Here is a 12,491-nt window from a genome sequence, read left to right on the forward strand (position 1 = left end):
ATGTATAAATGATGTCTAATAATGCAATTTCTACGCCGCAGTTTGTCGTGGTTTTTTATTGTTCATAGTCATAAAAAAACCACCCGAAGGTGGTTTTTAATACAATAATTTAAATCTTATTGTTTTGCATAGATGCTGATTTCTACACGGCGGTTTTGTTCACGGCCAGACGCAGTTGAGTTATCTGCGATCGGGTTAGAAGAACCATAACCTTGTGCATCGATACGGCTAGATGAAAGGCCTTTACCAGCTAAATAGTTTTTAACTGATTGTGCACGTGATTGAGATAACGGAATGTTGATTGAGTCATTACCAGTGTTATCTGTATAACCAGTGACTAAAATAGCGCTCTTGTTATCTTCAGCCAATGTTTGAGCTACTTTGTCTAAAGTTGCATAGAAGTTTGGCTTGATATTTGATTTGTTTGTATCAAAAGTAATGCTGCCAGGCATGATCAATTGAACAGAACCATCTGGATTACGGCCAACGTCTACACCAGTACCCGCCATTTGTTGACGTAATTTTTTCTCTTTCTGGTCAAGGTATACACCACCAGCAGCACCAAGAACTGCACCAATTGCTGCAGCACGGTTGTTTTGACGGCTAGAGTTTGCACTTGATTTAGAAATACCATAACCAGCTGCTGCGCCAATTAAAGTACCTAATGCGGCTTTATCGTATTCAACGCCACCAAGATTATTACCAGTTGTTTGACAACCAGATAATACTACTGCTGCCCCTACCACTGTCGAAATAACTAATGCACGCATTGCATGCCTCCTCACTTTGTGTGTTTTGTTGTCTGAATGAATAATGAAACAAAAAGGAAGTATAAAACATTGATATTTTGTTAATAATAAACAGTTTAGTTACTTTTTTGTAATATTTTGATGCACTTTAAGATGCAACCTCATCACAATTTCTTCATTGTTGTCTAAGATATCGTTGTATTTCATATTATGACAGTTATAGTTGAACAACTTTTCTATGGATTTTAGACATTCGGGGCCCTTCATATGTCAACTGCATCCAATAAGCAATCTACGCTAAAAAAAATTACACGTGGACTCACTGTAGGTACAGTCATTACAGGAAGTACGTTTTTTCATGGTCCACCTGTTCTTGCACTAGGACTGACCAAGCTTTTAAAAAAATCATCAAAAATAGATGAAACCAATATTCAAATTACAAATAGCTGGTTAGGGGTAAATAATTGGTTAATTGACCATGTTTTACCAAATCTAAAATGGGATATTACGATTGATGAGGGGCTTGACCTAAATATGCAAGGTCGTTATCTCATGACGTGTAATCATCAAAGTTGGGTCGATACGACGGTGAATCAATATTTTGGTTTAACCCGTATGCCACTCACCCGCTTTTTTACCAAATGGGAACTCATCTTTATTCCTTTCGTTGGACAAGCATTTAAAATTCTAGGCTTCCCAATGATGAAGCGTCACAGCAAAGAACAGGTTGCAAAGAATCCTGAGCTCAAAGACCGTGACATGATGGAAGCACGTAAAGCCTGCGAGCAGCTTTTAAGCCAGCCTTTTACCTTATTAAATTATTTAGAAGGTACTCGTTTTACTCAAGAAAAACATGACCAGCAAAAATCACCCTATAAGCATTTGCTTAAACCCAAAGCAGGCGGTTTAGCGCTTGCCTTGAATATTTTGGGTGACAAAATTGATGCCTTAGTGGATATGACAATTGTCTACCCGAATGGCGTACCTGGGTATAGTGATTTCTGGCTAGGCGATGTTTCAAAAATTGCGGTAAATTTGCGTAAAATTGAAATTCCAGACTGGGTTCTGGGCGGAAATTATGAAGACGATGCGGTTTATCGTGAACGTTTCCAGCAATGGGTCCATGAAATCTGGACCAACAAAGATCAACTTATTGAGCAAATGAAATCTCAATATACCTCTATGAATATTTAAGAAAGCATCCGTTATTATGCAAAACAGCGCTGGGAAAAAAACGAAATATCATCATGTAGATCCAGATAGTCTTTCATTTAGACTGTTTTTAATCTACGACATCTTTATGGTGTTTATTATCATCTTCAACCTGTTCTGTCTTGCTACAAATTTCTTTTTAATGAGTAGTATTGGGGCATGGTTCTTTGAACATATTCATTTGCCCCAAGTGCTGAGCTTTTACCGTAGTACACTGCATCCATGGGTAATCACATCAGAAGCATGGTTTATTGGTTTCTTAATTATTGAGCTACTTGTCCGCTGGGGCATTGCCATTATTTATAATCATCATAAACGCTGGTTCTTTTTTCCTTTTATTCACTGGTATGAAATTTTAGCCATTATTCCTCAGCTCCGCTTTTTACGTCTATTCCGAGCTGGAATTATTGCTTATCGTTTACATGAGCTGGGTTATCCGGTTGTTCCAGAAAGCTGGCGAAAGACTGGCTTATTTTACTATCGCGTCGTGATGGAAGAATTATCTGATCGTGTCGTTATTACTGTGCTTGATGGTATTAGATATGAACTTGAAACCAGTTCCAGCCATAAACAAATTATTCACGATTTGGTTAATCATCATCGTGAGCAATTTACTGTCGCCCTAACAACATTATTACAAGAGTCTTTAGCCACTGCGTTAAAAGAACAAAAACCAGCAATTAGCAAAGGCGTTGGGAAAATTGTAGATCAGGCCATAGTAGACACACCTGAACTCACTCAATTATTACGTTTAATTCCTTTAGTCGGCGGTCGCATTGAACAACAAATTCAAAGTATTGGCCAAAGATTAGGTGAAAATATTAGTGCAGGTTTAATTGATCCTTTAATTGAAGGCTCGCCAAACCATCCTAATGCAACCTATCAATTGATTTCTAAAAAAGTGAGTGAAATAAATATTAATAATCGTCAGCTTGAGCAATTGGTTGAATCTGTCGTGTTCGAAACACTCGAGTCTGTACGAAAACAAGTCAAGGTCAAACAATGGCAACAAACGCTTGCGGAGTATGATCGAATCAAAGAATAAGCATTTACTTAATTTTTTATGAATCTCGCTAGAGAATTGGCACAAATTGTTCTAGCATTTGCCCTATTTACAATAAACTTAGCGCTATTACAGCTCGTTTAACGCCTTGAAGGAAGACTTATGGCTGATATACGGATTACCGGCAGAATGGTTAACTTTAGCAGGATAACCTTCGATACCAATGATCATGATGTGATCCGCCAGCAATTATCAAATATATTAAATGAAGGTTCCTATAATGGAACTTTAGTGATTATTGACAGTACAGTTGAGCAAGAATTAATTGCATTAATTCAACTTCTGGTGAGCTTAGGTTTGCAGCCTATGGCGGTAATTGACGGTATTTTAGGAGATGAAGCTCGCGCTATTCAATTCCCTGTTTTACCGGCAGATCAACCATTACAGCGTATTAAAGCCACAACCGAACAAGTGGCGATTGTAGAAAAACCTGCTACCGCTCCTGCCTCGTCTTCAGCAGAAACAAAAAAACCACTAAACAAGATAGCGGTTGCTCATATTACCTCTTATCATGATGAAATTTTGCGGACGGGCCAATCCCTCGTACAAGATAACGGCGATATTATTTTAAAAGCTGGGATGAATAGTGGTTCTGAAGTGATTGCATCAGGAAATATACATATTTATGGCACAGTTCGTGGTAGAGTCATTGCTGGTGCGGGCGGGCACGCAGCTGCACGCATTTTTTGCCAATCTTTAGAGGCTGAGCTCGTTTCCATTGCCGGAACGTATTGTGTCGCAGATGATATCCCTAAACATGTGGTAAAAAAGCCAGTACATATTTATTTAAATGAAAAGCAAGAGCTTGAATTTGAAGCGATTGAACTTTAGTTTATTAAGCAAATCACCAAAAAACAGCCCTTTTAAGGGTGTATGACCATAATAGGAGTGGATTCGGTGGCCAAAATTGTTGTCGTAACATCAGGCAAAGGTGGTGTAGGTAAAACTACAACGAGCGCATCTTTTGCAACAGGTTTAGCCCTTCGTGGTCATAAAACTGTTGTGATTGATTTTGATGTAGGCTTACGTAACCTTGATTTGATTATGGGTTGTGAGCGTCGTGTTGTTTATGATTTTGTCAATGTTATTAACAATGAAGCACGTCTGCAGCAAGCCCTTATTCGCGATAAAGATATCGAAAACCTTTATATTTTACCGGCTTCACAAACACGTGATAAAGATGCGTTGAGCGACGAGGGTGTTGCTCGTGTTATTGATGAGCTATCTCAAGAATTTGATTACGTTATTTGTGACTCACCTGCTGGTATTGAGCGTGGTGCGATTTTAGCCATGTATCATGCAGATGAAGCAATCATTGTAACAAACCCTGAAATCTCTTCAGTACGTGACTCTGACCGCATTATTGGTATGTTAGATAGCAAAACCAAAAAAGTTGAACAAAACGAAGGACGTATACGTAAACATTTATGTATTACTCGTTTTAACCCTGAACGTGCAGACCGTCAGGAAATGCTAACAATTGATGATATTTCTAAAGATATTTTACGCGTACCGACATTAGGTGTTATTCCAGAGTGTCCAAGTGTATTGCAAGCATCAAACGAGGGTAAGCCAGTAATTCTATATTCAGAAACTAAAGCTGGTCAGGGTTATGATGATTTGGTTGCACGCTTTCTTGGCGAAGACCGTCCTTATCGACACATCACAGCTCAACCTAAAGGCTGGTTAGCACGACTATTTGGAGCATAGTTATGGCAGGATTCTGGAGTAAATTATTTAGCAGTGACGAGAAGCCATCAAGTGCTCAAACTGCTAAAGATCGTTTAAAAGTTATTGTTGCTTCTGAACAAGGTTTAGGCCGTCGTTTAAGCCAAGACAAGATTGATCAGATGAAGAAAGAAATCATGCAAGTGGTCAGTCGTTATGTAAGTGGTGTAGGTGAACAGCATATCCAAATGCAGGTTCGCTCTGAAGCAAATATCGAAATGTTAGAAATGAATATCAATTTACCTGAAGAACGATAATTCTATTTCTGACTATTCAATAAAACAGAATCAAGGCAAAATAACGCAAGTTATTTTGCCTTTTTTAAAACTGAGGAGATTGTCATGGCATTATCACAGCCAGCAACTTTCAATGAAGAATGGTCCGATGAGCGTGTTTTTGCCTACCTCAACCAACTTCCGCCAACGGGTGTGAACGCAGATTTTCATGTGCTCTACCATGCATTCAAACATATGCGTCCAACAGACTATGAACGTCTTTTGACTCAATTTATTGCGGACGGACGCGATATTAATGCCAAAGACCCCGAAGGCCAACGCATCCATGATGTGATTGCCAAATTTCCGCGTCAATCGGCACCCTTTTTAGAAGTTCTAGCAAAGTTTGCTTAAAAATAAAAAGCCTCTTCAAGAGGCTTTTTTCTTAGCTAAATTTATCGATTGCCAATCAGGAAAATACCAAACACAGTGAAAATACCACCTGAAATACCATCAATCCATTTTGAAAAATTACGATAAGCTGATCTAAAACTCGGTAACGAAAAAATAAAAGTCACAAAGCAGAACCATAAAATCGTTTCAACGGTAACAATAATAAAGAGTAGCCAATGAACCTGATCAAGTTGTGGATTGGCTAAAAATAAAGAGAAAACACTACCAAAATAAATAACAGCTTTAGGATTTGATAGATTCGTTATAAGACCCTTCATAAAAAATAAGTAAGGTGCTTTGGGTAGCTCTACAGCAACAACATCTTCTTGCTGATTTTTTGAAAATGCTGAACGTAACATCTGATAGCCCAGCCAACATAGGTATAAGCCACCGGCAATCAGCAAACCTTGCTTTAGCCATGCCATTTTTTCAAAAATAAGATTTAATCCCATCAATGCTAAACAAGCCCAGAACATAACGCCTGCTGTTATACCAGCAACCACGAGCATGGCTTCTTTACGTGATCTGCTAATCGCTGTTTGAGATACTAGAAAAAAATCAGGGCCAGGAGTAATCAGCGCACAAAAATGAATAAAAGCTAGAGTAATAAGAGCCAAGAACATGTTTTCTCCTAATCTGTTTCATTGTTATTTATTTAGGAAAAATACATTAGCATTTTTTACTATACGATAAAATATCCAAGCTATTTAAAAGGAGTATTCATTTTATTTCACTCATAAAAAAAGCCTCCGAAGAGGCTTTTTAGCTATTTCATATTAAACCAATATATCTCGCTTACCATTAGGACCCATTGCGCTCACAATGCCGTTCTCTTCCATTTGGTCGATGATACGGGCAGCACGGTTATAGCCAAGGCTAAATTTACGCTGTAACGATGAGGTAGAAGCCTTACGGGTTTCTAAGACAAATGAAACACATTGATCATATAAAGCATCACGGTCAGAACCACCGTCACCCTCTTCGAAACCACGTGAAGTCGATTCTTCGTCAAATGGTGTCAAGATTTCATCAACATAATCTGGTTCGCCACGTTCACGCCATGCATCACAAATACGGTTTACTTCATCATCACTAATGAAGGCACCATGCACACGCTCAGGTTCGATTTTACCAGGTCCCAAGAACAACATATCACCATGGCCTAACAGATCTTCTGCACCACCTGCATCCAAAATAGTACGTGAGTCAATTTTACTGTTTACACGTAATGCTACACGCGTTGGAATATTGGCTTTAATCAAACCCGTGATTACATCAACTGACGGACGTTGAGTTGCAAGTAATAGATGAATTCCCGCAGCACGAGATTTTTGCGCTAAACGTGTAATCATTTCCTCTGCTTTTTTACCGACCTGCATAATCATGTCGGCAAACTCATCTGCCACAATCACAATAGATGGTAACGGTGTTAAACGAGGCGCGCGCTCTTGTGTCGCAGAGTCACTTGGTTTCCAAGTTGGATCAATGAGATCTTCCCCATTCGCAATTGCTTCTTCAACTTTACGGTTGTAGTCGCTTAATTTACGAATTTTCAAGAATGACATCAGTTTATAGCGACGTTCCATTTCATTCACACACCAGTTCAACGCGCTTACTGCATCTTTCATGTCAGTAACAACTGGAGTTAATAAATGCGGAATATCATTATAGTTTGCAAGTTCAAGCTGTTTTGGATCGATTAAAATCAAACGTAACTGATCAGGTGTGTATTTGAGCAACATCGATAAAATCATCGAGTTTACCGCAACCGATTTACCCGAACCTGTCGTACCAGCAACCAACATATGTGGCGCTTTTGCTAAATCAGTTAATACCGGATTACCTGAAATATCTTTACCCATTGCCATACTGATTAACGCGCTTGGGTCTCGATATGTTGGCGTTTCTAATAGTTCAATCAAACGCACCATTTCACGGGCACTGTTTGGAACCTCAATACCAATATATGGTTTACCCGGAATAACCTCTACCACACGTACAGAAGCCATCGACATTGAGCGCGCTAAGTCACGCGAGATATTCGTTACTTTAGATGCTTTAACACCTGGTGCCAAATCTAACTCAAAACGGGTTACTACTGGCCCCGGTTGAGCTTCAACCACTTGAGCTTTAACATTAAATTCTTGTAACTTAATTTCAAGCAATTCAGATAAGCGCGAAAGCTGCTCTTCAGTAAAGTTAACTTTCTTATTCGGATCAACCTTATCAAGCAGCTCAAGGCCAGGTAATGTTGGTAAATCTAAACGCTTCTTAGCAACTTGCATTGAACGAGACATTGGTCGGCCTGATGCATCTGTTAATGGCGCATCTAAATCGAAATCGTCTTCATCAATATCAGGATTGTCCTGTGGTTTCCCAGCAGTTTCTTGCCAAGCTTCAATAAACTCTTCTTTTGAAAGCTTATCAGCTTGAATTGTCGTTTGAATAGGCGCTTTTACAAAAGCTGAAGATTGAGCGTAACTACTTGCTCTTAAAGGTTGAGCTGGAGCAACATCCTCATCTATTAATAAATCATCAAAATCTTCAAAGACTTGTTCATTTGCTAAATTTTTAGGTGCTTGATTTACATTCGATAAAGGTGAAGAAGTTTCTTTCGCAATATTTACCGATTGTGAAATAGGTTCTGCAACTACATGCTGTTCTTGAACAAATGGCGTATGCACATCTGTTGCAGTTTTGCTGTTTGGAACCGCAGCAAGCAATTCATCAAAAATCTCATCATCATTCCAATCAAGGCTATGTAAGTCTTGTTTAGGTGTAGGTTGAGTTTGATGAGCTTGAGAAATAGTTTGCTGGAATTGCTCATGGGCAGGAACTTGTTCTGTTGAGTCATCAGCTGCTCTTAAAAGCGCATCAATTTCTTGCTTATGGCTCGCATCATCACGTTGTAAAGCACGCCATACCTCACCAGTAGCCACTAAACGTTGAGTATCTTTTTCAAGCTTATGAGCTTGCTCAAGCGTATGCTCAAAGTTTTGAGTATTTGTAACTGGTGTATCTGCTACAGGTTCAGGTCGGCTCTGCTCTTTCGCTAGCACATCTGCAAACAGACGCTCAGCAATGGCATCATGTCGTGTTGCTGCAGGTTGTGATTGAGTGCTTTCAGATTGGACTGAAGCTACTTTCTCACTTGAAGCATTTTTCTCTGCATTTTGTGCAACTTTAACTGCCGCTGCTTTGTTAGCAGGCTGAGTTGTTAAATCATAATCCGATTCGTTCGGTGATACATTTTTATAAAACAAATCTTGTAAATAACTTGGTGTCGCTTTGAGCGTAACCCATGTTTTGCTCCATTGCACCCCAAATGCAAGAGTAAACAAGACCACTCCGAAAACCAGTAAAAATAAAGTCGCGCCGTAAATTGTCAGCAATTGAGATAGGCTCTGACCTAACTCATAACCAATAATTCCCCCAGCCGCATTATCTAAAGTATCTGCCGGTAGATTCCAATGTAAATAAAGCAGACTAGACACAACCAGAATTAAAAAGAATTGTGCAGCATAACGAAATGGGCGGTTTAAAAAACTACGTGGCCACCACACCTGAATTGCTTCAATAAAAAGGAAAATTGGAATAAGCAAACTTGCCCATCCTAAAAAACCAAACAGCAAATCTGCAATCCATGCACCAGCAATACCACTTGCATTGGATACTTGCTGAGTATCACTGGAAATATGCATCCAGCCCGGGTCAAATGGTGTATATGTTACTGTGGCCAGAAACATATAAATGCCAAAAGAAACCAAGAATAATGTCATCAATAAGCGCTGTGCATAAACACTCGACACCGCAGTCATATACTGTCCTGTAACCCATTTAATTATTGGTTTAGAGATGTGAAGAACTACATTTAGATCTTCAACGAATGAACTTTATATTATGCACCTGTTCTTACAAAAAAGGTGCATGATTCTTTACAGTTGTTGTTAACATGAGGCACTTCTATATTGTTATATAACTTAATTCGATTGACCTGATCAATATTATCCACATTGATTTCACGCTATTGATCGTCAAATTCACGTATAATTTTCAAAATTCTCGAAATAAATAAGGATACCCTCAATGAGTGTTCGTCATTCTCGGTTAATTATTCTCGGTTCTGGTCCTGCGGGCTATAGTGCAGCTGTCTATGCAGCGCGTGCAAACCTTAAACCTACTTTAATTGCAGGTTTACAACTAGGTGGGCAGCTTACAACAACAACCGAAGTTGACAACTGGCCGGGCGATCCTGAAGGTTTAACAGGTCCTGCATTAATGGATCGTATGCAAGCACATGCTGAACGCTTTGGTACAGAACTCGTCTATGACCATATTAACGAAGTGGACTTAAATGTACGTCCTTTTGTTCTTAAAGGTGACATGGAAGAGTACACATGTGATGCTTTGATTATTGCAACTGGTGCTACAGCTCAGTACCTTGGCCTAGAGTCTGAACAGAAATTTATGGGCCAAGGCGTAAGTGCCTGTGCAACATGTGACGGTTTCTTCTACAAAAATCAAAAAGTAATGGTTGTAGGTGGTGGTAACACTGCTGTTGAAGAAGCGCTTTATTTATCAAATATTGCTGCACATGTAACGCTAGTACACCGCCGTGATAGCTTACGTTCTGAAAAGATTTTGCAAGATCATTTATTTGCCAAAGAAAAAGAAGGCAAAATCAGCATTATCTGGAATCATGAAGTTGAAGAAGTATTGGGTGACAATACTGGTGTAACAAGTGTTCGCCTAAAATCAACTCAAGATGAAACTAAGCAAGACGTAGAAGTTCATGGTCTATTCGTTGCGATTGGTCACAAACCCAATACTGCAATGTTTGATGGTCAATTAAACTTACGTGATGGCTATATTCAAGTACAAAGCGGCACTTCAGGTAATGCAACAGCAACTTCTGTAGCTGGTGTTTTTGCTGCTGGTGACGTAGCTGACAGTATTTATCGTCAAGCTATTACTTCTGCTGGGTCAGGTTGTATGGCTGCCCTTGATGCTGAAAAATATTTAGATAATCTCGGTTAATTCAATTAACACAAAAGACATTCAATGCACTATTGAATGTCTTTTTTAATAGTGTTTTATTTCATCAAATTTTCAAAATGATCCAAATGCGTAAAACGTCCTGACCTCGACTGATATTGGTCAATCTGAGGAACTAACCGTTGAAAGTGCTCAGACTGAACATGTCGATCTAATGCGGCTCGATCTACCCATTCTTCAATAAAAACAAAATGTCCTAAATTTTTTATATCATGATATAAATCGTACGCAATACATCCTTCTTCACATCTCGTTTTTTCAACGAGTTCTTGGTAAAGCGGTAAAACAAAATCAATTTTTTTAATATCAATAAAATCTTCTGCAATAAGTTTTAGCATTACGCAAACCTTTCCATTCGTTCATTCATGCTAAAGATGAACAATAAAAATTGTCAATGAAGCTCAGTTACGTTAATTTTGAATTATTCCATTTCATTTTATTTTCTATGCAAAAACTTCCACTCTCTCAATTCATTTTCCCTGACCCTATTGAAGCAGATCCGGATGGTCATGGTCTCATTTGTATTGGTGCTGATCTCTCCCCTTCTACTCTCTATGAAGCGTACACCCATGGACTATTTCCTTGGTTCAATGAAGATGAGCCCATTTGTTGGTGGAGCCCAGAACCGCGTTGTGTCATTTACCCTCAAAATTACAAGCCGAGCAAGTCACTACTTAGAAACATGAAAAAATATGACTATGCGATTACGGTTAATCACGCCTTTGAACAAGTTATTCGTTCATGTTCTCTACCAAGAACTTATGCAGATGAAACATGGATTAGCGAAGATATTATTCAGGGCTACTGCGAGATGTTTAATGCGGGCTATGGATATAGTGTGGAAGTTTGGGAACAAGACAAACTTGTGGGAGGTTTATACGGCATTACCATTGGCAAAGGTTGCTTTGGCGAATCAATGTTTAGTAATGAAACCGATGTTTCAAAAATGGCTTTTTACACATTAATGCTGATTGGTCAAGAAAATCAACTCCCTTGGGTAGACTGTCAACTCGTCAACAGTCACCTAATTAGTCTGGGAGCTTGTACACTTTCTCGTCAAGACTACTTAAAATCGTTACAAGATGTAATTATTCACCCTTCTATCAATTGGAAAAAGTATCAAGAAGGTGTATTTTCAAGTAAAACAATAGCATTAGATGCAAAATTAATGGAATGATAACAGGAGGGACCAATCATGAAATCATATCACCCGAAGTCCCTTTTAAATGATTTGCAGTATTATATTACTCCACCTCATGATTGCAGCTATTTAGAAAATAAATCGGCGCGCATGGTATTTTTAGACCCTATTCATCGAATTGATGTGGTCACTCTTTCAGAACTTTCTCGTTTAGGATTTCGTCGTAGTGGTGACTTCGTTTATCGCCCTGAATGCCATTTATGTAGACAATGTTTGTCTTGTCGTGTTCCAGTTGCCGATTTCCAAATGAATGGCATGCAAAAAAAAGCATGGAAACGAAATCAAGATCTGACCATGACTGTTTTGCCTACTCAGCAAGCAGCACAAATTCATTATGATTTATATGAACGCTATATTAATGAACGCCACGCCGATGGTGATATGTTTCCGCCTAGCTTAGATCAGTTTGAAAAGTTTTTAGTACATAGTTGTACAGATAGCTTTTTTCTTGAGCTTTGGAAAGATAACCGTTTAATCAGCGTATCTACCTGCGATCTAATGGATGATGGGCTATCTGCGGTCTATACTTTCTTTGATCCAGATGAGCATCGTAGATCACTTGGAGTGTACTCTATTCTTAACCAAATCGAATATGTTAAATCACTTGGTTTAGAATATCTTTATTTAGGCTACTGGGTGCCACACTCAGCCAAAATGAATTATAAATCACAATATACCCCTTTAGAACTTTTACTAGATGGACAATGGCGCCGTTTAAACAGATCTCTATCCTCAGAAGAAATTCAACAGTTAGGTACGTCGCTTATGACAACGTTACCTTCTGAATGGAATAATTTAATTATTAAATAATTTTG

At 38.8% G+C, this 12,491-nt stretch carries 13 protein-coding genes; 9 read left to right on the forward strand and 4 right to left on the reverse strand.

Annotated features, from left to right (window positions below):
* Nucleotides 1-116 precede the first annotated feature (116 nt).
* On the reverse strand, nucleotides 117-770 hold the full coding sequence (locus AC2117_RS14415; RefSeq protein ID WP_045434762.1) for an OmpA family protein: 654 nt from the start codon (nucleotides 768-770) through the stop codon (nucleotides 117-119).
* A gap of 246 nt (nucleotides 771-1,016) precedes the next feature.
* On the opposite strand from AC2117_RS14415, the gene AC2117_RS14420 reads away from it, so the two are divergent.
* The 6 genes from AC2117_RS14420 to AC2117_RS14445 all read left to right on the forward strand — a co-directional run bounded on the left by AC2117_RS14420 (nucleotide 1,017) and on the right by AC2117_RS14445 (nucleotide 5,381).
* Nucleotides 1,017-1,943 (forward strand): acyltransferase, encoded by a 927-nt coding sequence (locus AC2117_RS14420; protein ID WP_133975035.1) that lies wholly within the window; start codon nucleotides 1,017-1,019, stop codon nucleotides 1,941-1,943.
* Between the two features lie 16 nt (nucleotides 1,944-1,959).
* Nucleotides 1,960-3,006, forward strand: a complete 1,047-nt coding sequence (locus tag AC2117_RS14425; protein ID WP_133975037.1) for a preprotein translocase subunit SecA — start codon at nucleotides 1,960-1,962, stop codon at nucleotides 3,004-3,006.
* Between the two features lie 120 nt (nucleotides 3,007-3,126).
* Nucleotides 3,127-3,855: a septum site-determining protein MinC gene (gene minC / locus AC2117_RS14430; RefSeq protein WP_042897747.1), complete on the forward strand. Its 729-nt coding sequence runs from the start codon at nucleotides 3,127-3,129 to the stop codon at nucleotides 3,853-3,855.
* 66 nt (nucleotides 3,856-3,921) lie between these two features.
* The gene (minD, locus tag AC2117_RS14435) at nucleotides 3,922-4,734 is read left to right on the forward strand and encodes a septum site-determining protein MinD (protein ID WP_004641647.1); all 813 of its coding nucleotides are present in this window, start codon (nucleotides 3,922-3,924) and stop codon (nucleotides 4,732-4,734) included.
* Between the two features lie 2 nt (nucleotides 4,735-4,736).
* Nucleotides 4,737-5,009: a cell division topological specificity factor MinE gene (gene minE, locus AC2117_RS14440; RefSeq protein WP_003653273.1), complete on the forward strand. Its 273-nt coding sequence runs from the start codon at nucleotides 4,737-4,739 to the stop codon at nucleotides 5,007-5,009.
* 84 nt (nucleotides 5,010-5,093) lie between these two features.
* The gene (locus tag AC2117_RS14445; protein WP_005048600.1) at nucleotides 5,094-5,381 is read left to right on the forward strand and encodes a PA4642 family protein; all 288 of its coding nucleotides are present in this window, start codon (nucleotides 5,094-5,096) and stop codon (nucleotides 5,379-5,381) included.
* 41 nt (nucleotides 5,382-5,422) lie between these two features.
* Here the strand turns inward: AC2117_RS14445 and rhtC are convergent, their stop codons facing one another.
* A complete protein-coding gene (gene rhtC, locus AC2117_RS14450; protein ID WP_133975039.1) occupies nucleotides 5,423-6,043 on the reverse strand; it encodes a threonine export protein RhtC in 621 nt (206 codons plus the stop codon).
* 153 nt (nucleotides 6,044-6,196) lie between these two features.
* Nucleotides 6,197-9,238: a DNA translocase FtsK gene (locus AC2117_RS14455; RefSeq protein WP_133975041.1), complete on the reverse strand. Its 3,042-nt coding sequence runs from the start codon at nucleotides 9,236-9,238 to the stop codon at nucleotides 6,197-6,199.
* 268 nt (nucleotides 9,239-9,506) lie between these two features.
* Between AC2117_RS14455 and trxB the strand changes: the two genes are divergently transcribed.
* Nucleotides 9,507-10,457 carry a thioredoxin-disulfide reductase gene (trxB, locus tag AC2117_RS14460; RefSeq protein WP_042897741.1) on the forward strand — a complete coding sequence of 317 codons (951 nt, stop codon included), beginning with the start codon at nucleotides 9,507-9,509 and terminating at the stop codon, nucleotides 10,455-10,457.
* A 56-nt stretch (nucleotides 10,458-10,513) separates the two neighbouring features.
* On the opposite strand, the gene AC2117_RS14465 is transcribed toward trxB, so the two are convergent.
* A complete protein-coding gene (locus tag AC2117_RS14465) occupies nucleotides 10,514-10,813 on the reverse strand; it encodes a putative quinol monooxygenase (RefSeq protein ID WP_133975043.1) in 300 nt (99 codons plus the stop codon).
* Nucleotides 10,814-10,920: 107 nt separating this feature from the next.
* On the opposite strand from AC2117_RS14465, the gene aat reads away from it, so the two are divergent.
* Nucleotides 10,921-11,652: a leucyl/phenylalanyl-tRNA--protein transferase gene (gene aat, locus AC2117_RS14470; protein ID WP_042897771.1), complete on the forward strand. Its 732-nt coding sequence runs from the start codon at nucleotides 10,921-10,923 to the stop codon at nucleotides 11,650-11,652.
* Nucleotides 11,653-11,670: 18 nt separating this feature from the next.
* Nucleotides 11,671-12,486, forward strand: coding sequence for an arginyltransferase (locus tag AC2117_RS14475; RefSeq protein WP_133975045.1), 816 nt, complete (start codon nucleotides 11,671-11,673; stop codon nucleotides 12,484-12,486).
* Nucleotides 12,487-12,491: the final 5 nt, after the last annotated feature.

Origin of the sequence: Acinetobacter calcoaceticus (genome assembly GCF_900520355.1) — a bacterium.
GTDB lineage: Bacteria > Pseudomonadota > Gammaproteobacteria > Pseudomonadales > Moraxellaceae > Acinetobacter > Acinetobacter calcoaceticus_C.

Excerpts from the sequence above, each read along its gene's own strand:
- AC2117_RS14415 (WP_045434762.1), bottom strand. The coding sequence starts at position 770 with ATGCGTGCATTAGTTATTTCGACAGTGGTAGGGGCAGCAGTAGTATTA.
- AC2117_RS14420 (WP_133975035.1), top strand. The coding sequence starts at position 1,017 with ATGTCAACTGCATCCAATAAGCAATCTACGCTAAAAAAAATTACACGT.
- AC2117_RS14425 (WP_133975037.1), top strand. The coding sequence starts at position 1,960 with ATGCAAAACAGCGCTGGGAAAAAAACGAAATATCATCATGTAGATCCA.
- minC (WP_042897747.1), top strand. The coding sequence starts at position 3,127 with ATGGCTGATATACGGATTACCGGCAGAATGGTTAACTTTAGCAGGATA.
- minE (WP_003653273.1), top strand. The coding sequence starts at position 4,737 with ATGGCAGGATTCTGGAGTAAATTATTTAGCAGTGACGAGAAGCCATCA.
- AC2117_RS14445 (WP_005048600.1), top strand. The coding sequence starts at position 5,094 with ATGGCATTATCACAGCCAGCAACTTTCAATGAAGAATGGTCCGATGAG.
- rhtC (WP_133975039.1), bottom strand. The coding sequence starts at position 6,043 with ATGTTCTTGGCTCTTATTACTCTAGCTTTTATTCATTTTTGTGCGCTG.
- AC2117_RS14455 (WP_133975041.1), bottom strand. The coding sequence starts at position 9,238 with ATGACTGCGGTGTCGAGTGTTTATGCACAGCGCTTATTGATGACATTA.
- trxB (WP_042897741.1), top strand. The coding sequence starts at position 9,507 with ATGAGTGTTCGTCATTCTCGGTTAATTATTCTCGGTTCTGGTCCTGCG.
- AC2117_RS14465 (WP_133975043.1), bottom strand. The coding sequence starts at position 10,813 with ATGCTAAAACTTATTGCAGAAGATTTTATTGATATTAAAAAAATTGAT.
- aat (WP_042897771.1), top strand. The coding sequence starts at position 10,921 with ATGCAAAAACTTCCACTCTCTCAATTCATTTTCCCTGACCCTATTGAA.
- AC2117_RS14475 (WP_133975045.1), top strand. The coding sequence starts at position 11,671 with ATGAAATCATATCACCCGAAGTCCCTTTTAAATGATTTGCAGTATTAT.